We start from the raw sequence: 18,841 nt of genomic DNA, 5'->3' as shown, positions 1-18,841 counted from the left end.
CGGGAGGAGAGTCATGGGGACGGGACCGGAGGGCCTCGGCCTGCCCGCAGTCGGAGAGCGGCAGAGTCTGCGCGAACAGGTGGCCCAGGCGCTGCGCAGCGCCCTCGTGGCGGGGGAGATGCGGCCGGGGGTGGTCTACTCGGCCCCCGTGCTGGCCGCCCAGTTCGGCGTCTCGGCCACGCCGGTGCGCGAGGCGATGCTCGACCTCGCCAAGGAGGGCCTTGTGGAGGCCGTGCGCAACAAGGGCTTCCGGGTGAGCGTGATGTCCGAGCGCGATCTGGCGGAGATCACCGAGCTCCGGCGGCTGATCGAGGTGCCGACCGTGGCCCGGCTGGCCGACAGCGGCCGCGTGCCGGACTTCCAGGAGTTACGGCCACTGGCGCAGGAGATCGTCGCCACGGCCCGCCGTACGGACCTTCTGGGCTATGTCAACGCCGACCTGCGGTTTCATCTGGAGTTGCTGGCGCTCTCGGGCAACGCGCACCTCGTCGAGGTGATCCGGGCCCTGCGCGGCCGGGCCCGGCTCTACGGCCTGAAGGGGCTCGCCGACCGGGGGCTGCTGGCGGACGCGGCCCGCGAGCACGTCGAGGTCCTCGACGCCCTGGTCCGCGGCGACGGCCAGGCCGCCGAACGGATCATGACCCACCACATCGAGCACATGCGGGGCATCTGGTCCAGCGGCCCCGCTTAGGGCCCGCTTAGGCCCCGGTCAGGGCGCTGTGCGTCACCCTTCCGAGCGGGTTGCCCCGATCGAGGCGATGACGACGCAGCCGATCGCCGTCCATTCGCGCACCCGCAGCACCTCGCCGAGGACGAAGAGGCCGACGAGCGCGGCGACGGCCGGCTCCAGGCTCATGAGGACGCCGAAGACGCGCTTGGGCATCCGGCGCAGGGCCTCCAGCTCCAGCGAGTACGGAATGACCGACGACAACAGCCCCACACCCGCGCCCAGCAGCAGGATCTCGGGCTGGAGCAGGGCGGCTCCGCCGGAGACGACCCCGACGGGCGTGATGAGGATCGTGGCCACGATCATCGCGAAGGAGAGCCCGCTGGCGCCGGGGAAGCGCGCCCCCGTGGCGGCCGCCAGAAGGATGTAGGCCGCCCAGCAGACGCCGGCGAACGCCGCGAACCCGATGCCGGTCCAGATCGCCGCGCCGCCCTGACCCGCGCCGCCCTGACCCCATGGCGCGATCAGGAGCACTCCAGCGGCGGCAAGCGCGACCCAGAGCAGGTCGCGCCGACGGTGGGAGGCGGCCACCGCCACGGTGAGCGGCCCGATGAACTCGATGGCCACCGCGATCCCGATGGGCAGCCGCGTGAGCGCCTCGTAGAACGACCAGTTCATCAGGCCCAGGCTCAGCCCGAAGCCGATGCCGACGGCGAGGTCCCGCCGGGTCAGGCCGCGCACCTTGGGCCGGGCGACGGCCACGAGGATGAGCGCCCCCGTGGTGATCCGGAGGAAGACCACCGCGCTCGGCGGGAGCTGCGCGAACAGGTGCTTGGCCAGACCGGCCCCGACCTGCACCGACAGGATGGCCAGCAGCACCAGCCCGGACGGGGGGACCGCGTCCGACGCCGCGCGCATCGCCTTTCCCGGCCTGATCCTGTACGGCTCGGCGGCCCCGGACAGGATTTCAGCGGTCATGCGCACGGCTCCAATTACGAAGGGGTCAATCATTCCATTACCGGGCAAAAGCACTATGCCAGAGCCGTACGGGCACGACGGACGCCCTTGCATGATCACGGTCGGCGTCGGACGAGGTCATCTGCCGCGCGCGGGAACCTGTGCATGATCACGGCTGGCGTTGGGGCTGGTCGGCGCCCATGCACGGGAAGGCGTGCATGATCACGCGGTTACTCCCAGCGGAAGGTCCGGGAGGCGACGCCCAGGGTGACGACCGCCCAGCAGGCCAGCACGAGAAGCTGGCCGCCCGGGAACCCGGCCCCCGCCGCGAGCACCGACCGCATGCCGTCGGTGAGCGCCGTGATCGGCAGCAGCCCGAGGACCGGCTGCACGGCCGCGGGGAACTTGGTCAGCGGGAAGACCACGCCGCCCAGCCCGAGCAGCACGAGGTAGACCAGGTTGGCCCCCGCGAGGGTGGCCTCCGCCCGGAGCGTCCCCGCCATGAGCAGGCCGATCCCGCTGAAGGCCGCCGTGCCGAGCAGAATCAGCAGCACGACCCAGAGGGGATTGCCGTGGGGCGACCAGCCGAGCGCCAGGGCCACCGCGCCGATCACCACGACCTGCACCAGCTCGACCGCGACGACGGCCGCCGTCTTGGCGAGCAGGAGCCCCGCCCGCGACAGGGGAGTGGCGCCCAGCCGCTTGAGCACGCCGTACCGCCGCTCGAAGCCGGTGGCGATGGCCTGCCCGGTGAACGCGGTCGACATGACGGCGAGCGACAGGATGCCGGGGGTGACGAAGCCGATCCGGGACCCGCCGACGTCGATCAGCGGAGCCTGGGAGAACCCGACCAGCAGCAGGATTGGGATGATCATCGTGAGCAGCAGCTGCTCGCCGTTCCGGAGCATGGCGCGCACCTCGGCGCCCGCCTGCGCGAGGACCATCCGGGGGAGCGGCGCCGCCCCCGGTCTCGGGGTGAAGTCGAGCGTCGTCATCACGGCGTCCAGAGTTCGTCGGGGCTCATCAGGTGCTCATCAGGTGCTCGTCGGGGCTCATCGGAGCTCCCTGCCGGTGAGTTCCAGGAAGACGTCCTCCAGCGTGCGGCGCTCGATGCTCAGGTCCTCGGTGGTGACGCCCTCGGTGGCGCACCACGCGGTGACCGTGGCCAGCAGCTGGGGGCCGACCTGCCCCTCGATGATGTAGTGCCCCGACGGAGACTCCTTGGCGGCGCTGCCGGGAGGGAGCGCGCCGAGCAGCTCGTCGAGGTTGAGGCCCGGACGGGCCCGGAAGCGGAGCTGGCGCTCGGCGCCGGTCAGCTCCTGCGGCGACCCCTCCGCGACCACCCGGCCGTGGTCGATGACCACGACGAGGTCGGAGAGCTTCTCGGCCTCGTCCATGTGGTGGGTCGTCAGCACCACGGAGACGCCCGCCTCGCGGAGCCCGGTGACCACGTCCCAGCAGGCGTGCCTGGCTTGAGGGTCGAGCCCGGCGGTCGGCTCGTCGAGGAAGACCAGCTCGGGCCGCCCGATGACGGCCGCCGCCAGCGACAGGCGCTGCTGCTGCCCTCCAGACAGGCGCCGGTACGGCGTGCGGGCGTGGCCGCTGAGGCCGAGGAGGTCGAGCAGCGCGTCCGGGTCGAGGGGATGCGCGTAGAAACGCGAGACCACGCGCAGCCATTCGCCGGCGCGGGCGGCGGGCGGCACTCCCCCCGCCTGCAACATCACGCCGAGGCGCGGCTTCAGGGCGGGGTCGGCCGGATCCATGCCCAGGACGCGGACGGTTCCGGCGTCGGGCGTGCGGAATCCCTCGCAGATCTCGACGGTGGAGGTCTTCCCCGCGCCGTTCGGCCCGAGGATCGCCGTGACCTCGCCCCTGCCGCAGGTCAGGGTCAGGCCGTCGACCGCGGTGGTCCGCCCGTACCGCTTGACCAGTCCCCGGATCTCGACGGCCGCCCCGCCTGAGGCCCCGCCGGCCGAGGCATCGTTACCCGCGGCCCTACTTGAGGCCCTACTTGAGGCGTTGTCACCCGCCCGCACGTCACCGGCCTCCCCTCAGCCAGGCAGGACCGCCAGGGCGGCATGGCAGACGCGTCGCCCCGCTGGTCGTCGATTCACTTGAGTCTAGGGAGCGAACCGGCCGGTCTGGACGGCGGATGCCTGCCGAGCGGGCGGAAGGACGGGTAAACGATTGGGGTGGATCTGGAAATGGTTGAGTTCGATCGGGCCGATGCGTCCCATGCCTCGCCATGCCGTGAATCGCTCGATACGTCTCGATACGTACGGTGTCAATGAACGGTGTCACAGACCGGGGGAGGTCGAGATGACCGAGACGACCGAGTATCAGCCCGGCGTGCCCTGCTGGGTGGATCTGTCGACCACCGATGTCACCGCCGCGACCGCGTTCTACGGGGAGGTCTTCGGCTGGGAGGCCGGGATCGACCCGCGCCCGGAGGCCGGTGGCTACGGGCAGTTCCGCCTGAGGGGCAAGAGGGTCGCGGGCGTCGGGCCCACGTTCGTCGACGGCATGCCCGCCGTGTGGAACACATACATCGCCACCGATGACATCGAGAGGACCGCCGAGTCCGTCCGGGAGGCCGGGGGCACCGTGGTGATGGGGCCCATGCAGGTCTTCGAGGAGGGCTGGCTGGGCGTCTTCCAGGACCCGGCCGGCGCCTTCTTCGGCGCGTGGCGGCCCGGCAACCACAAGGGCGCCGAACTGGTCAACGAACCCGGCACGCTGACCTGGAACGAGCTCGCCACCCGTGACGTCGAGGCCGCCAAGGCGTTCTACTCGCGGGTGTTCGGCTGGGAGTCCCAGACCCACGAGGGCGGCCCCATGCCGTACACCGAGTTCCAGGTGGACGGCCGCTCCATCGCCGGGATGATGCCCATGGGGGATCTGTACCCGCCTGAGGTGCCTCCGCACTGGCTGGTCTACTTCGGGGTCGCCGACTGCGACGAAGCCGTGGACGGCATCCAGAGGCACGGGGGCAGGGTTCTCCTCCCTCCGAAGGACATCCCGATAGGGCGCTTCGCGATCCTCGCGGACCCGCAGGGCGCGTCCTTCGCCGTGTGGCAGGCGACCGGGCGGTAGCCGTCCGCCACGGGCCGCGGAGCGGTGGCCCCGGCCTGCGGGCCGGGCCGGTGGGCGATAGTCTCCGTTCACGCCCGGACCGGCCGCTCGACCGTGCCCGCCGTACATGATCGCTAAAGCCTGCCGCGAGGACATCGTCCCAGGTTAGGTAAGGCTTACCTGCGTGAGAAATTGCATTCACTTGGATCGTGCCTTGGGTTTGTCGTGCGGGAAGGAATTACGGCACACTGATGTTGTGAAATACGTGCCGGGTAAGACGAACGCCGAGGAGACCGCCGTGACGCGGCCCTCCGCGCTGTCCCCTGCGCACCCGGTGTCCCAGGCCCCCGCGCAGATCGGCCCAGCCGCGTCCGCGCAGATCACGGCGGAGCGCGGCACCCGCGCCCGGGTGGCCCGGCTCATCCTGGAGCACGGCCCGGTGACCGCGGCGGCGCTCGGGGAGCGGCTGGGCCTGACGCCCGCCGCCGTCCGCCGCCACCTCGACGCGCTGCTCGCCGAAGGCATGATCGAGCCCCGTACGGCACGGCCGCGCGGCCAGCGAGGCCGCGGCAGGCCGGCGAAGCTGTTCGCGATCACCGACGCGGGCCGCAGCGCCTTCGTCCACGCCTACGACGACCTGGCCGGCAGCGCCCTGCGCTTCCTGGCCGAGCGGATGGGCGGCGAGGCGGTGTCGGAGTTCGCGCGGGCGCAGGTGTCCGGCCTGGTCAGCAGGCTGGAGACGCTGATGCGCGAGGTGCCCGCCGACCAGCGGGTCCGCGTGCTCGCCGAGGCGCTGTCCGCAGAGGGCTACGCCGCGTCGGCGACCAAGACGGGGCAGGGCGGCGAACAGCTCTGCCAGCACCACTGCCCGGTCGCGCACGTCGCCGCGGCCTTCCCCCAGCTGTGCGAGGCGGAGACCGAGGCCTTCGCGCAGCTCCTGGGCACGCCGGTGCAACGACTGGCCACCATCGCGAACGGCGACGGGGTCTGCACCACCCATGTGAGTTCCCACGCGCTGGCCGGGAGGCAGGCGCGTACCCATGAATCGAGCACATCAACGAGCAAGGAGACCGGAAGGTGACTGTCACCGACCGCCCGGAGCTGGAAGGCCTCGGGAATTACAAGTTCGGCTGGGCCGACTCGGACGCGGCCGGGGCCGTAGCCCGACGTGGGCTGTCCGAAGAGGTCGTCCGCGACATCTCCGCGCTCAAGAACGAGCCGGAGTGGATGCTCGACCTGCGCCTCAAGGGTCTTCGGCTGTTCCGGAAGAAGCCCATGCCCACGTGGGGCTCCGACCTCACCGGCATCGACTTCGACAACATCAAGTACTTCGTGCGCTCGACCGAGAAGCAGGCCGCGTCCTGGGACGAGTTGCCCGCCGACATCAAGAGCACCTACGACAAGCTGGGCATCCCGGAGGCGGAGAAGCAGCGCCTCATCGCGGGTGTCGCCGCCCAGTACGAGTCCGAGGTCGTCTATCACAAGATCCGTGAGGACCTTGAGGAGAAGGGTGTCATCTTCGTCGACACCGACACCGGTCTGCGGGAGCACGAGGAGCTCTTCAAGGAGTACTTCGGCTCGGTGATCCCGGTGGGCGACAACAAGTTCGCCTCCCTGAACACCGCCGTGTGGTCGGGCGGCTCGTTCATCTACGTGCCGCCGAACGTCAACGTCGAGATCCCGCTCCAGGCCTACTTCCGGATCAACACCGAGAACATGGGCCAGTTCGAGCGGACCCTGATCATCGTGGACGAGAACTCCTACGTCCATTACGTCGAGGGCTGCACCGCGCCGATCTACTCGTCGGACTCCCTGCACTCGGCGGTCGTCGAGATCATCGTGAAGAAGGGCGCCCGCTGCCGTTACACGACCATCCAGAACTGGTCGAACAACGTCTACAACCTGGTCACCAAGCGCGCCGTGGCGTACGAGGGCGCGACCATGGAGTGGATCGACGGCAACATCGGCTCCAAGGTCACGATGAAGTACCCGGCCGTCTACCTCATGGGCGAGCACGCCAAGGGCGAGACCCTGTCGGTCGCCTTCGCCGGTGAGGGCCAGCACCAGGACGCGGGCGCCAAGATGGTGCACCTCGCGCCCAAGACCTCGTCCACGATCATCTCCAAGTCCGTCGCCCGTGGCGGCGGCCGGACGTCCTACCGCGGTCTCGTCCAGATCGAGGAGGGCGCGGCCGGCTCGGCCTCGACCGTCAAGTGCGACGCCCTGCTCGTCGACCAGATCAGCCGCTCCGACACCTACCCGTACGTCGACGTCCGCGAGGACGACGTCTCGATGGGCCACGAGGCCACGGTCTCCAAGGTGTCCGAGGACCAGCTGTTCTACCTGATGAGCCGCGGCATGAACGAGGACGAGGCGATGGCGATGATCGTGCGCGGCTTCGTCGAGCCGATCGCCCGCGAGCTCCCGATGGAGTACGCGCTGGAGCTGAACCGCCTCATCGAGCTGCAGATGGAAGGGGCCGTCGGCTGATGGGTCTCGCAACGAAGCCGCTGTCGACGCTTCACGAGAGGTCGTCGTACGACGTGGAGGACTTCGCCGTGCCGACCGGCCGCGAGGAGGAGTGGCGGTTCACCCCGCTGTCCCGCCTCAAGGGCCTGCACAACGGCACGGCGGCCGCCTCCGGCGACGTCCTGGTCGAGGTCGACGCGGCCCCCGAGGTCACCGTCGAGACCGTGGGCCGCGACGACCCGCGTCTCGGCAAGGCCTATGTGCCTGCCGACCGGGTCAGCGCCCAGGCGTACGCGTCGTTCGAGAAGGCGACGGTCGTCACGGTCCCGCGTGAGGCCGTCACCTCGCGCCCGACCGTGGTCAGCCTCCGGGGTACGGGCGGTGGGGCGGCCTACGGCCACCTCCTGATCAAGGTCGAGCCCTTGGCGGAGGCCGTGCTGGTCCTGGACCACAGCGGCAGCGCGGTCTACGCCGACAACGTCGAGTTCGTCGTGGGCGACGGCGCGACGCTGAAGGTCGTCAGCCTGCAGGACTGGGCCGATGACGCCGTGCACGTCTCGCACCACCACGCCCAGCTCGGCAAGGACGCGACCTTCCGGTCCTTCGTGGTCACCCTCGGCGGCGATCTCGTACGGCTCTCGCCCTCCGTGGCGTACACGGCGCCCGGCGGCGACGCCGACCTGACCGGCCTCTACTTCGTGGACGCCGGGCAGCACCTGGAGCACCGCCTGCTGGTAGAACACACCGTGCCGAACTGCCGCAGCAACGTGACCTACAAGGGCGCGCTGCAGGGTGACGGCGCCCACGCGGTGTGGATCGGCGATGTGATCATCCGGGCCGAGGCCGAGGGCACCGACACCTACGAGCTCAACCGGAACCTGATCCTCACCGACGGGGCCCGCGCCGACTCCGTGCCGAACCTGGAGATCCTCACCGGCGAGGTCGCCGGGGCGGGACACGCGTCCGCCTCCGGCCGTCTCGACGACGAGCACATCTTCTACCTGCAGGCCCGCGGCATCCCGTTCGACGAGGCCCGCCGCCTGGTCATCCACGGCTTCTTCGCCCAGCTCCTCGAGAAGATCGAGGTAGGGGAGATCCGCGAGCGCGTCCTCGCCGCTGTTGAGGCGGAGCTGGCGCGATGATCGGCGCACGTTCGTCCGCTGACGTCTCCCACGAGGGGCGGTGGGAGAAGGTCTGCAAGGTCGGCGACATCCCGGACAACGGCGCCGTCGGTGTCGAGGTCGACGGCGTCCCCGTCGCGGTGGTCCGCACGGGCGACGAGATCTTCGCCCTGCACGACGTCTGCTCGCACGCCGAGGTGAAGCTCAGCGAGGGCGAGGTCTACGACCACACGCTGGAGTGCTGGCTGCACGGCTCCTGCTTCGACCTGCGCACCGGCAAGCCCACCGGGCCGCCCGCAACCAAGCCCGTGAACGTCTACCGAGTCAAGATCGACGGCGACGACGTGTTCGTCTCGCTCTCGAAGGAGTAATCGAGTGCACACCCTTCAGATACGTGACCTGCACGTCGCCGTCGGCGACAAGGAGATCCTGCGCGGCGTCAACCTGACCGTCCGGTCGGGCGAGACCCACGCCATCATGGGGCCGAACGGCTCCGGCAAGTCCACGCTGGCCTACGCGATCGCCGGTCACCCCAAGTACACCATCACGTCCGGCAGCGTCCTGCTCGACGGCGCGGACCTGCTCGACATGTCCGTCGACGAGCGGGCCCGCGCCGGCCTGTTCCTCGCCATGCAGTACCCCGTCGAGGTCCCGGGCGTCACGGTGTCCAACTTCCTGCGCTCGGCGATCACCGCCGTTCGCGGCGAGGCCCCCAAGCTGCGCGACTTCGCCAAGGACCTGAAGTCCGGCATGGACGCGCTGTCCATCGACTCGGCCTTCGCCCAGCGCAACACCAACGAGGGCTTCTCCGGCGGTGAGAAGAAGCGGCACGAGATCCTCCAGCTGGAGCTGCTCAAGCCGAAGATCGCCATCCTCGACGAGACCGACTCCGGCCTCGACGTCGACGCCCTGCGCGTCGTCTCCGAGGGGATCAATCGGTTCCGGTCCACAGGCGACACCGGCGTGCTGCTGATCACGCACTACACCCGCATCCTCCGCTACGTGAAGCCCGACTTCGTGCACGTCTTCGCCGGTGGCCGGATCGTCGAGGAGGGCGGCCCCGAGCTGGCGGAGAAGCTGGAAGCCGAGGGCTACGAGTCATACGTGCGGGACGCGCGAAAGGCCGACACCGCGAAGGCGTCCGCCTGATGGCTGCCGAGAGCTTCGACGTGGAGAGGATCAGGAAGGACTTCCCGATCCTCTCCCGCGAGCTGCCCGGCGGCCGCCCGCTGGTCTACCTCGACTCGGGGAACTCCTCCCAGAAGCCCACCCAGGTGATCGAGGCCATGCGCGAGCACCTGGCCTCCCACTACAGCAACGTCGGCCGGGCGCTGCACGCGCTGGGCAGCGAGTCCACCGAGGCGTACGAGGGCGCGCGGGACAAGATCGCGGCCTTCGTCGGCGCTCCTTCGCGCGACGAGGTGATCTTCACCAAGAACGCCTCGGAGGCCATCAACCTGGTGGCCTACTCCTTCGGAAACCCGGTGAACACCGACGAGCGGTTCAAGGTCGGCCCGGGTGACGAGATCGTCATCTCCGAGATGGAGCACCACTCCAACATCGTGCCCTGGCAGCTGCTGGCGCAGCGGACCGGCGCGACGCTGCGCTGGTTCGGCGTCACCGACGAGGGCCGTCTCGACATCGGAAACCTCGACGAGCTGGTCAACGAGCGCACCAAGATCGTCTCGATCGTGCACCAGTCCAACGTGCTGGGCACGGTCAACTCGGTGTCCCCTGTCCTGGCGCGGGTCCGCGAGGTCGGCGCGCTGATGATGCTCGACGCGTCGCAGTCGGTGCCCCACCAGCCGGTCGACGTGGCCGGGCTGGGCGTGGACTTCGTGGCCTTCACCGGGCACAAGATGGTCGGCCCGTCCGGCATCGGCGTGCTCTGGGGTCGCCGGGAGCTGCTCGACGCCATGCCCCCGTTCCTCGGCGGCGGCGAGATGATCGAGGCGGTCTGGATGGACCACTCGACCTACGCCCCTGTTCCGCACAAGTTCGAGGCCGGGACCCCGCCCATCGTGGAGGCCATCGGCCTCGGCGCGGCGGTCGACTACCTGACATCGATAGGCATGGACGAGATCAAGCGGCACGAGAAGGAGCTCGTCACCTACGCCCTCGACGCGCTGGACGGCTTCCCCGGGCTCAGGATCATCGGTCCCCGTACGGCTGTCGCCCGAGGTGGCACGGTGTCGTTCACGCTGGAGGGAATCCACCCGCACGACGTCGGGCAGATCCTCGACGACGTGTACGGCATCGCTGTCCGGGTAGGTCACCACTGCGCCCGCCCGCTGCATCTCCGGTTCGGAATTCCAGCGACCACGCGGGCGTCTTTTTACCTGTATAACACGACGGCCGAGATCGACGCGCTGGTCCGCGGCCTCCACCACGTGCAGAAGGTGTTCGGCTGAGCCATGATCGCTGAATCCATGTACCAGGAGCTGATCCTGGAGCACTACAAGCACCCCCAGGGCCGGGGACTGCGTGAGCCGTACGACGCGGAAGTGCACCACGTGAACCCGACCTGCGGTGACGAGGTCACCATGCGGGTGAAGGTGGACGACGGCGGCAAGGTCCTCGACGTGTCCTACGACGGCCAGGGCTGCTCGATCAGCCAGGCCGCCGCGTCTATGCTGCACGAGCTCGCCACGGGATCGACCGTGGAGGAGTCGCTGTCGGTGGTGGACGAGTTCACCCGGCTGATGCAGGGCCGGGGCCAGGTCGAGGCCGACGAGGACGTGCTGGGAGACGCGGTGGCGTTCGCCGGAGTGGCGAAGTTCCCCGCCCGCGTCAAGTGCGCCCTGCTGGCCTGGATGGCGTACAAGGACGCGGTCGTGCGGAGCCAGGCGTGACCGCTCAGCGCAAGCCGCGAGGTGAGGAGACGACGTGAGCAAGCCGACAGAGACCCCCACTGGGGCCCCGACAGCGACGTACGACGGGGAGACCTCTCTGGACGACGTCATGGAGGCGCTGAGGGACGTCGTCGACCCCGAGCTCGGGATCAACGTCGTGGACCTCGGCCTCATTTACGGGATCAACCTCGACCCGGCGGGCGAGGGCGAGCGCCCCATCGCGACCATCGACATGACGCTGACCAGCGCGGCCTGCCCGCTGACCGACGTGATCGAGGACCAGGCCAACTCGGCACTCGCCGACCTGGTCTCCAGTGTCGTGATCAACTGGGTGTGGCTGCCGCCGTGGGGCCCGGACAAGATCACCGATGACGGGCGTGACCAGCTCCGCATGCTGGGCTTCAACGTCTGATCCCTGATCCCGGTCTGATCCCCCGTCTGATCCCCGGTCGTATCGCCGCCCGGCGCGCCGGGCCATGCCCGCGCGCCGCAAGCGGTTCCGATGATGTCCTGTGACAATTGGGAATGCCGTATAGTGGTGTTTTGCTTTACCTAGCGGCTTGCAACATGGCGTCCGTGAGAAGGCCATCCGATTTCGCGTGATGGCCGGCACATCTGCGGGAGCGCCGAAGCCGCCGTGATCGCGAGTCGGCCCTGTTCGGATAGACTCGCGGACAGATCGCAGTGCTGGACCACCAAGCGCGTGGACCGCGCGGCACTGCCGCCCGACGCAGGGGCCTGCTGGCCGACGGATCGACCGTCGGCCGCGCCGGACTTTGTGTCCGTCCAGGGGGACGACCTCCTGGAAGCCCCGATGAGAGGGATTCCATCCCCCGCGTCCTGATGAGGTACGGCACCGCCGTACATGTCCTGGCTCGTCCTTTCGCAGAAGTGACGCGCCCCCGTGTTCCGACACGTCATCTTCGATGAAAGGCACGATTTCGTGACCATGCTCGACTCCGGCCTGCCCGAGACCATCGACTCCGGGCTGCCTGAGGTGCTTGACGAGTTCATTCTGCTCGGCCTGCCCAAGCCGCTTGTCGCGGGGCTGGCCCGGCAGGGCATCACCTCTCCGTTCCCCATCCAGCGGGCCGCCATTCCCGACATCCTCGCCGGGCACGACGTGCTCGGGCGGGGTCAGACCGGCTCCGGCAAGACCCTCGCGTTCGGCCTGCCGACCATGGCCCGCATCGCGGGGGAGAAGGCCCTGCCCAAGCGTCCTCGCGCCATCGTCCTCGTCCCCACCCGAGAGCTGGCCCTGCAGGTCGCCGACGCGATCGAGCCCCTCGGCCGCGGCCTGTCGCTGCGGGTCAAGACGGTCGTCGGCGGCATGTCCATGGGCAAGCAGATCGACGCGCTGCGCCGCGGCGTCGAGATCGTCGTCGCCACGCCCGGACGCCTGACCGACCTCATCGAGCAGGGTGAGTGCTCGCTCCAGGACGTCCTGGTGAGCGTGCTCGACGAGGCCGACCACATGTGCGACCTCGGCTTCTTCCCCGTGGTGAGCGCGATCCTCGACAAGACGCCCGCCGACAGCCAGCGGCTGCTCTTCTCCGCCACGCTCGACGGCGACGTCGACAAGCTGGTCCGGCGGTTCCTGACCGACCCGGTGACCCACTCGCTCGACCCGGCGACCTCCTCGGTCGAGACCATGGAGCACCACCTCGTCCAGGTCCACCGGGACGACAAGATCGACGTGACGGCTGAGATCGCCAACCGCGAGGGCCGTACGATCCTGTTCGTCCGCACCCAGCACGGCGTCGACCGGGTGGTCAAGCAGCTCGCCCGGGTCGGCGTCCGCGCCGGCGGCCTGCACGGCGGCAAGCGGCAGAACCAGCGCACCCGCATTCTCAGCGAGTTCCGCGAGGGCAACGTCAAGGTCCTGGTCTGCACCGACGTGGCCGCCCGCGGCATCCACGTGGACGACGTCAGCCTCGTGCTCCACGTGGACCCGCCCATGGACCACAAGAGCTACCTCCACCGCGGCGGCCGTACGGCCCGCGCGGGCGAGCGCGGCAGCGTCGTGACGCTGATCACCCCCAACGAGCGGCGTTCCACCGATTCGATGACGCGGCGGGCGGGCATCACCCCGTCCCGCCACCGGGTCGCGCCCGGCGACCCGATCCTGGCCGAGATCGCCGGCGCCCGCCGCCCCAGCGGTGAGGCCATCCCCGTCTGGGAGCCCGACGTGCGCAGGCCCCTCCGGCCCAAGCGCGACGACCACCCCGGCGGCGAGCGTCGTCCGCGCCGCTTCGGCGACCGCCGCGGCCGGGACGGCGACGGCCCCCGCCGTGACCGTCCCGAAGGCGCCCCCTGGCGCGACCGCTCCGATGGCGGTTTCCGGCGGGAGGGCGAGGGTTTCCGGCGCGGGAACGAGGGGTTCCGCCGCGAAGGCGAGAGCTCCGGCCGTGACCGTGCCCCGGGAGACGGGCGCCCGGCCGAGGCCACGCAGTACCGGCGTCGCAACGACTCCGGCGGCAGCGTCCGCGACCTGCGCGGCCAGTTCCGCGAGGGTTCGTTCCGCTCCTCCCGCGGCGGCTCGGCAGATGACCGTGGTGACCGCAGTGACAGGGGTGACCGTGGCGCTGGGGGTTCCGGTGGCGCTGGGGGTTCCGGTGGCGAGCGCCGTGACCGTGGCGGCGAGTTCCGCGGGGACCGCGGCGGCTTCGCCGGCCGGGACAACGATCGCAGGCTCGGCGACGGCCGGCGCGGGGACGCCCATGGCGAGCGTGGCCGCGGCACGGGGAGCGACTACCGCGACGGAGCCCGCCCCTTCCGGGAGAACCGTGAGGGCGGCTCGTTCCGGGACGGTGAGCGGGCAAGCGGCCGCGGCTACCAGGGCGACCGGCAGCGCGGGCCCTCGAACGGCGACGGCCGTTACGAGCAGCGCGGTGACTCGCGTAGCGACTCGCGCGGTGACTCGCGCAGCGACTCGCGCGGCGGGTACCAGAGTGGTGGTTACCAGGGCGGCGGTTATCAGGGTGAGCGGGGACGCGGCGAAGGCCGCTCCGAGCGCCGTCCGGACAGCCGTGGGGAGTCCCGTGCCCCCTATGGCGGCGGGTTCCGCCAGGGCGGCCGCCCCACCGGGCGCACCGGCGGTCACTCCGGCAACCGCTTTACCGGCCGCTGACGAGAATCCTCACCGGTCGGCGGGCACGCCCTCGGCAATGGCGTCGTGGCGGACGGAGTCCGTACGCCACGGGTGTTCGTAGTGCTGTCTGCGTCTGGTCGTTGTGACTGGCAGGGCCGGCGACGCACAGGCCTGCTCCTGCTCCTGCTCTTGCTCCATGAGAGGGGGGAGGGGCAGGCCTGTCCGCGTCTCCGGAGGTAACCGCACAGGCCCGAGCCGCCCTACCTGCCGATCTGCTGATCCTCGGCGCGGCAATCGCGCCGGGACCACGACCGCCGGGGCCCCAGGACCACCACACACGCCGTTGCCATTGCGGCCGCCACAGCCACCACGTCGATGAGGAGAGCTCGGCCGTGCCCGGGCGGACGGCGCGGCGCCGTGCCCGGTTCCGAGGCTCGGGCCGGCTACTGGGACACGCTGAGTGGAGGCGTGCTGGGTGAGGGCCGGCGGAAGCCGTACGTCTCGTGCCGCCTGACGAAGCCGAGGGACTCGTAGAGCCTGCGGGCGGGCAGGTTGCCGGCATCGTGGTTGACCGTCGCCACCGTCATGCCGAGCGCCCGCATTCGCCGCATCGCGTGCACCATCGCCGCCCGTGCGAGGCGCCGACGTTGGAAGTCCGGGTGCGTGCCGACCGGCTCGAAATGGCCGGTCCGGTTGACTTCGTCGATCCAGTAGACGGTGAACGCGGCGATCCGGCCGTCGGGCGCCTCGATGACGATCTCCCGTTCCGGGTCGTACCCGGGCTTCTCCATCACCGCCGCGCGGTACTGCGACCCGGTCCAATCCTGCTCGAAGGCGTGGTTGCGGGCCTCGGCGAGTTGGTCGGCGTCGGCCGGACGAGCGCCACGCAGAACGAAGCCGGCGGGGACGCGAGCTTCGGCGACCGGCTGGCCGAGGTCGCGGTCGTTGACGTGGTCCCAGGTTCTGAAGCGTTCGAAGCCGAGCTCCCGCAGCAGCCTGATCCTGGTGGCGTCGCAGTCGAAGACGTCGGTCAGGACGTATCGTTCGCCGGGGTTCATGAAGCGGGCCGTGGTCTGGTAAGCGAACTCCAGCATGCGACGCTCTTCGGGCGTGCCGCGTAGCGAGGGCGCGGTGAAGACGTCGAACGCGGAGCCGAAGCGGAGGTTGATCGCGATGCCGGCGAGGCCTGTGTCGCCCTCCCACAGACGAACCAGTTCCCCGACCGGGCGGCGATCTCGCAGGTTCTCGTAGATCCGGTGGGGCAGTTCGCCGATGTGGTCGTACCCGCATCTGCCCGCCTCGGCGATCCACGTCGCGAAGGTCGATTGCAGCAGCGGCATGTCGTCGTCGGCGTAGGGGCGGGCCTTCATCCCGGCATCCTTGCGGACTCGAACGTCGCGAGTCACATCTATTTCCGTCGCCGGCCGGGCGCCGGGCGCCGGAGGACCGTACGCGGAGGGCCGTACGCGATCACTGCCACGGGATGGAGCACCGGTAGGGTCGGAGGGCTGGCCCGATGACGTTCCCCCGGAGTGCCCCCATGTTCGTTGACATGCCCCTCGACCAATTGCGTGCCTACCTGCCGGAGCGCCGGGAGCCCGAGGACTTCGACCTCTTCTGGGAGCGGACTCTGGCCGAGGCGCGGGAGCACGAGCTGAATGCCACCTTCGTGCCGTACGCCGCTGATCTTTCCCTGGTCGAGGTGTTCGACGTGACGTTCGCGGGGTTCGGCGGCCATCCGATCAAGGGATGGTTCCTCAAGCCGGCGTCGCCTTCCGGCCCGTTGCCGTGCGTGGTGGAGTACATCGGCTACAACGGCGGCCGGGGCCTGCCCCACGACTGGCTGCTGTGGCCCGCCGCCGGATACGCCGTCTTCGTCATGGACACCCGTGGGCAGGGCGGCGGCTGGCGCCCCGGCGACACCCCGGACCCCTTCCCCGGCATCGGGCCCGAGCAGTCCGGCAAGATGACGCAGGGCATCTTCGATCCCGAGGCGTACTACTACCGGAGGCTCTTCACGGACGTCGTCCGGGCCGTCGAGGCGGCTCGGTCGCATCCCGCGGTGGACTCGGAGAAGGTCATCGTCGCGGGCGGAAGCCAGGGCGGGGCCATGGCGCTCGTAGCCGCCGCGCTGGTCCCGGGGATCACACACGCCTTCATCAACGTGCCATTCATGAGCCATTTCCGGCGCGCTGTGGAGATCACCGACATCGACCCCTATGGGGAACTAGGCCGGTTCTGCGCCGTCCACCGCACCCGGGTCGAGGACATCTTCGCCACGCTCGACTACTTCGACTGTGTGAACTTCGCCGTGCGTGCCCAGACGCCCGCTCTCTTCTCCGTCGGGCTGCGCGACGGCGTGACCCCGGCCTCTACCGTGTTCGCCGCGTACAACCACTACGCGGGCCCCAAAGACATCGCGGTCTGGCCGTTCAACGGCCACGAGGGCGGCGAGTCCCAGCAGGCCCTGGAGCAACTCCGGGTCGCCCGGAAGCTCTTCGGCTGACTTCCGTACGGCCCGCGAAGCCGTACGGCGGCGCATCGAGATCTCCGCCGGACCTCCCGCGGGATCTGCGCGGGATCTGTGTCGGATCCGTGCGATCTCGGAGCGTGGACAAGACGCGCTCCCAGGTCCCGGGCGGGACTAACCTGGATGCGCGCGTACGGTGGTTACCCTGGGATGCGCACGCCCGACGACCCGAGAGAGACCATGAAGACCTTCGAAGAGCTGTACGCCGAGCTGGCAGAGAAGGCACGCACCCGGCCCGCTGGGTCCGGCACGGTGGCCGCCCTGGACGCCGGTGTCCATGCCATCGGCAAGAAGGTCGTCGAGGAGGCCGCCGAAAGCTGGATGGCGGCCGAGTACGAGTCGACCGAGCGGACCGCCGAGGAGATCTCGCAGTTGCTCTACCACATCCAGGTCCTCATGCTGGCGCGCGGCGTCGGGCTGGACGAGGTCTACAAGCATCTGTAGCCGCGATCTCGCGGCCATTTGCCTCCTTTGACCTTGTTCTCCTGACTCCGGAAGGGTTTCTCACGTCATGCTGCGACTAGCAGTCCCGAACAAGGGCGCGCTCACCGAGGCCGCCCAGACCATCCTGAAAGAAGCCGGATACCGCGAGCGCAGGGACAGCAAGGAACTCGTGGTCGTCGACCCCGAGAACTCCTGCGAGCTGTTCTTCCTGCGCCCCCGCGACATCGCCGTCTACGTCGGCGAGGGCACCCTCGACGCGGGCATCACCGGCCGCGACATGCTGTTCGACTCCGGCGCTCCCGCCGAGGAGGTCGTGCCGCTGGGCTTCGGCCAGTCGACGTTCCGGTTCGCGTCCACCGCCGGGACCTACTCCAGCGTGGCCGACCTCGCCGGCCTGCGGATCGCCACGTCCTACGCCGGCCTTCTCAGCAAGTACCTCGCCGACCAGGGCGTCGACGCCCGCGTGATCAAGCTGGACGGCGCCGTCGAGACCGCCATCCGGCTGGGTGTGGCCGACGCCGTGGCCGACGTGGTCGAGACCGGGACCACCCTGCGCAACGTCGGCCTGGAGGTTTTCGGCGAGCCGATCGCCCGGTCCGAGGCCGTGCTGATCAAGCGTGCGGGCTCCTCCGAGAGCAACGGGTTCCAGCAGCTCATCCGGCGCCTCCAGGGCGTGCTGGTGGCCCGCGACTACGTGATGATCGACTACGACATCCGCGCCGAGCGGATCGACGAGGCCATCGCGATCACCCCCGGCATGGAGGGGCCGACGGTCTCCCCGCTCCACCGCGAGGGCTGGGTCGCCGTCCGCGCCTTGGTTCCCCGTAAGGGCCACCAGCAGGTCATGGATCAACTCTGGGAGATCGGCGCGAAGGCCATCCTCGTCACCGCCATCTACGCCTGCCGCCTCTAGCCCCGCCTCCCCGCCAGGCACTTCGCCCGCGCTGTGTGGCGGCCCGCGCTGTGGCCGGCGCACTGCGTGGGCCAGCCGTCTGCTCTCGGCCGCGGCCTACCGGCCGTGGGTTTCCTGGTCGGCGGCCCTGGTGGTCCCGCTTCCCGTGGTCAGCGGTTCCTTCAGTATTGGCCTGTTAGCTAGGTTTCCGCTGGCCGGGGCGCGGTCCCGGCGGCGGTCTGTTAGTCGGGTATGGCCAGCCGGGGGGCTTCACCAGGGCGGCCCCAGGTGTGTTCGCGGCGGCGGCCTGTTCGGTTGTGCTTCCTGTTCGGCTGGCCTGCCCTTGGCATGGGCCCGTTGGCCCTGTTTCCGCTGGCCGGGGGGTGTTCGTGGCGGGCTGTCCGGCTGTGCTTAGTTCGCTGGACGTAGGCTCCGTCGAAGTGGATCCCGCCCGCAGTCGAGTCAATGGCGATCGGCGGTGGTGGTGTGGGGATCGGTGAGGTCGACGGTTCGTTTCCGGCGGCCGTTGTTATCTCGGTTGCGTAGTACTCGGCCAGGAGTTCCTGTTTCTTTGTGAAGTGGAGGCGGAAGGGGTCGAAGCGGTCGGGGAGGTGGCCTTCGACGATGGCGCGGTAGGGGTCGGCTCCTGGCCGTGTGATGACGCGCAGTTCGCCGTGTCCGCGCCAGCCCGAGGTCGGCCGAAGCTCGACACGGCTGATGGCCCCGATGGGAATTCGGCAGGAACC

At 69.9% G+C, this 18,841-nt stretch carries 19 protein-coding genes; 14 read left to right on the top strand and 5 right to left on the bottom strand.

Annotated elements, in window-relative coordinates:
* The first annotated feature begins 13 nt into the window (after window positions 1-13).
* Complete coding sequence (locus ABH927_RS02575; protein WP_370017778.1) at window positions 14-691, top strand: GntR family transcriptional regulator; 678 nt, start codon at window positions 14-16, stop codon at window positions 689-691.
* A 33-nt stretch (window positions 692-724) separates the two neighbouring features.
* On the opposite strand, the gene ABH927_RS02570 is transcribed toward ABH927_RS02575, so the two are convergent.
* The 3 genes from ABH927_RS02570 to ABH927_RS02560 form a co-directional block, all read right to left on the bottom strand.
* Complete coding sequence (locus ABH927_RS02570) at window positions 725-1,645, bottom strand: DMT family transporter (RefSeq protein WP_370017777.1); 921 nt, start codon at window positions 1,643-1,645, stop codon at window positions 725-727.
* A gap of 209 nt (window positions 1,646-1,854) precedes the next feature.
* The gene (locus ABH927_RS02565; RefSeq protein WP_370017776.1) at window positions 1,855-2,619 is read right to left on the bottom strand and encodes an ABC transporter permease; all 765 of its coding nucleotides are present in this window, start codon (window positions 2,617-2,619) and stop codon (window positions 1,855-1,857) included.
* A 57-nt stretch (window positions 2,620-2,676) separates the two neighbouring features.
* On the bottom strand, window positions 2,677-3,564 hold the full coding sequence (locus tag ABH927_RS02560; RefSeq protein ID WP_370017848.1) for an ABC transporter ATP-binding protein: 888 nt from the start codon (window positions 3,562-3,564) through the stop codon (window positions 2,677-2,679).
* Between the two features lie 379 nt (window positions 3,565-3,943).
* Between ABH927_RS02560 and ABH927_RS02555 the strand changes: the two genes are divergently transcribed.
* From ABH927_RS02555 to ABH927_RS02510, 10 genes are all read left to right on the top strand, one after another.
* Window positions 3,944-4,717 carry a VOC family protein gene (locus ABH927_RS02555; protein ID WP_370017775.1) on the top strand — a complete coding sequence of 258 codons (774 nt, stop codon included), beginning with the start codon at window positions 3,944-3,946 and terminating at the stop codon, window positions 4,715-4,717.
* 235 nt (window positions 4,718-4,952) lie between these two features.
* The gene (locus tag ABH927_RS02550) at window positions 4,953-5,777 is read left to right on the top strand and encodes a helix-turn-helix transcriptional regulator (protein ID WP_370017774.1); all 825 of its coding nucleotides are present in this window, start codon (window positions 4,953-4,955) and stop codon (window positions 5,775-5,777) included.
* Window positions 5,774-7,186, top strand: coding sequence for a Fe-S cluster assembly protein SufB (gene sufB, locus ABH927_RS02545; RefSeq protein WP_370017773.1), 1,413 nt, complete (start codon window positions 5,774-5,776; stop codon window positions 7,184-7,186). The genes ABH927_RS02550 and sufB overlap by 4 nt, the downstream gene beginning before the upstream one ends.
* On the top strand, window positions 7,186-8,307 hold the full coding sequence (gene sufD / locus ABH927_RS02540) for a Fe-S cluster assembly protein SufD (RefSeq protein ID WP_370017772.1): 1,122 nt from the start codon (window positions 7,186-7,188) through the stop codon (window positions 8,305-8,307). The genes sufB and sufD overlap by 1 nt, the downstream gene beginning before the upstream one ends.
* The gene (locus tag ABH927_RS02535) at window positions 8,304-8,657 is read left to right on the top strand and encodes a non-heme iron oxygenase ferredoxin subunit (RefSeq protein ID WP_370017771.1); all 354 of its coding nucleotides are present in this window, start codon (window positions 8,304-8,306) and stop codon (window positions 8,655-8,657) included. Before sufD ends, ABH927_RS02535 begins: the two co-directional genes overlap by 4 nt.
* Before the next feature lie 4 nt (window positions 8,658-8,661).
* Window positions 8,662-9,435 (top strand): Fe-S cluster assembly ATPase SufC, encoded by a 774-nt coding sequence (sufC, locus tag ABH927_RS02530; protein WP_370017770.1) that lies wholly within the window; start codon window positions 8,662-8,664, stop codon window positions 9,433-9,435.
* Complete coding sequence (locus ABH927_RS02525) at window positions 9,435-10,697, top strand: cysteine desulfurase (RefSeq protein ID WP_370017769.1); 1,263 nt, start codon at window positions 9,435-9,437, stop codon at window positions 10,695-10,697. Before sufC ends, ABH927_RS02525 begins: the two co-directional genes overlap by 1 nt.
* 3 nt (window positions 10,698-10,700) lie before the next feature.
* On the top strand, window positions 10,701-11,138 hold the full coding sequence (gene sufU / locus ABH927_RS02520; RefSeq protein ID WP_370017768.1) for a Fe-S cluster assembly sulfur transfer protein SufU: 438 nt from the start codon (window positions 10,701-10,703) through the stop codon (window positions 11,136-11,138).
* 34 nt (window positions 11,139-11,172) lie between these two features.
* Window positions 11,173-11,550 (top strand): metal-sulfur cluster assembly factor, encoded by a 378-nt coding sequence (locus ABH927_RS02515; RefSeq protein ID WP_370017767.1) that lies wholly within the window; start codon window positions 11,173-11,175, stop codon window positions 11,548-11,550.
* 537 nt (window positions 11,551-12,087) lie between these two features.
* Window positions 12,088-14,268, top strand: a complete 2,181-nt coding sequence (locus tag ABH927_RS02510) for a DEAD/DEAH box helicase (RefSeq protein ID WP_370017847.1) — start codon at window positions 12,088-12,090, stop codon at window positions 14,266-14,268.
* Window positions 14,269-14,672: 404 nt separating this feature from the next.
* Here the strand turns inward: ABH927_RS02510 and ABH927_RS02505 are convergent, their stop codons facing one another.
* Window positions 14,673-15,599, bottom strand: coding sequence for a GNAT family N-acetyltransferase (locus ABH927_RS02505; protein WP_370017766.1), 927 nt, complete (start codon window positions 15,597-15,599; stop codon window positions 14,673-14,675).
* Between the two features lie 170 nt (window positions 15,600-15,769).
* On the opposite strand from ABH927_RS02505, the gene ABH927_RS02500 reads away from it, so the two are divergent.
* From ABH927_RS02500 to hisG, 3 genes are all read left to right on the top strand, one after another.
* The gene (locus ABH927_RS02500) at window positions 15,770-16,735 is read left to right on the top strand and encodes an acetylxylan esterase (RefSeq protein ID WP_370017765.1); all 966 of its coding nucleotides are present in this window, start codon (window positions 15,770-15,772) and stop codon (window positions 16,733-16,735) included.
* Window positions 16,736-16,939: 204 nt separating this feature from the next.
* Window positions 16,940-17,203, top strand: a complete 264-nt coding sequence (locus ABH927_RS02495; RefSeq protein ID WP_370017846.1) for a phosphoribosyl-ATP diphosphatase — start codon at window positions 16,940-16,942, stop codon at window positions 17,201-17,203.
* 67 nt (window positions 17,204-17,270) lie between these two features.
* Window positions 17,271-18,116: an ATP phosphoribosyltransferase gene (gene hisG, locus ABH927_RS02490; protein WP_370017764.1), complete on the top strand. Its 846-nt coding sequence runs from the start codon at window positions 17,271-17,273 to the stop codon at window positions 18,114-18,116.
* Between the two features lie 221 nt (window positions 18,117-18,337).
* Here the strand turns inward: hisG and ABH927_RS02485 are convergent, their stop codons facing one another.
* Window positions 18,338-18,814 (bottom strand): DUF4429 domain-containing protein, encoded by a 477-nt coding sequence (locus tag ABH927_RS02485; RefSeq protein WP_370017845.1) that lies wholly within the window; start codon window positions 18,812-18,814, stop codon window positions 18,338-18,340.
* Window positions 18,815-18,841: the final 27 nt, after the last annotated feature.

This window comes from Planotetraspora sp. GP83 (genome assembly GCF_041262585.1).
Taxonomy (GTDB): domain Bacteria; phylum Actinomycetota; class Actinomycetes; order Streptosporangiales; family Streptosporangiaceae; genus JAOEGB01.
This window is presented reverse-complemented; position numbering and strand designations above follow the sequence as displayed.

Excerpts from the sequence above, each read along its gene's own strand:
- ABH927_RS02525 (WP_370017769.1), top strand. The coding sequence starts at position 9,435 with ATGGCTGCCGAGAGCTTCGACGTGGAGAGGATCAGGAAGGACTTCCCG.
- ABH927_RS02535 (WP_370017771.1), top strand. The coding sequence starts at position 8,304 with ATGATCGGCGCACGTTCGTCCGCTGACGTCTCCCACGAGGGGCGGTGG.
- ABH927_RS02565 (WP_370017776.1), bottom strand. The coding sequence starts at position 2,619 with ATGACGACGCTCGACTTCACCCCGAGACCGGGGGCGGCGCCGCTCCCC.
- ABH927_RS02570 (WP_370017777.1), bottom strand. The coding sequence starts at position 1,645 with ATGACCGCTGAAATCCTGTCCGGGGCCGCCGAGCCGTACAGGATCAGG.
- ABH927_RS02575 (WP_370017778.1), top strand. The coding sequence starts at position 14 with ATGGGGACGGGACCGGAGGGCCTCGGCCTGCCCGCAGTCGGAGAGCGG.
- ABH927_RS02500 (WP_370017765.1), top strand. The coding sequence starts at position 15,770 with ATGTTCGTTGACATGCCCCTCGACCAATTGCGTGCCTACCTGCCGGAG.
- ABH927_RS02510 (WP_370017847.1), top strand. The coding sequence starts at position 12,088 with ATGCTCGACTCCGGCCTGCCCGAGACCATCGACTCCGGGCTGCCTGAG.
- ABH927_RS02495 (WP_370017846.1), top strand. The coding sequence starts at position 16,940 with ATGAAGACCTTCGAAGAGCTGTACGCCGAGCTGGCAGAGAAGGCACGC.
- ABH927_RS02555 (WP_370017775.1), top strand. The coding sequence starts at position 3,944 with ATGACCGAGACGACCGAGTATCAGCCCGGCGTGCCCTGCTGGGTGGAT.
- ABH927_RS02505 (WP_370017766.1), bottom strand. The coding sequence starts at position 15,599 with ATGAAGGCCCGCCCCTACGCCGACGACGACATGCCGCTGCTGCAATCG.
- sufU (WP_370017768.1), top strand. The coding sequence starts at position 10,701 with ATGATCGCTGAATCCATGTACCAGGAGCTGATCCTGGAGCACTACAAG.
- sufD (WP_370017772.1), top strand. The coding sequence starts at position 7,186 with ATGGGTCTCGCAACGAAGCCGCTGTCGACGCTTCACGAGAGGTCGTCG.
- hisG (WP_370017764.1), top strand. The coding sequence starts at position 17,271 with ATGCTGCGACTAGCAGTCCCGAACAAGGGCGCGCTCACCGAGGCCGCC.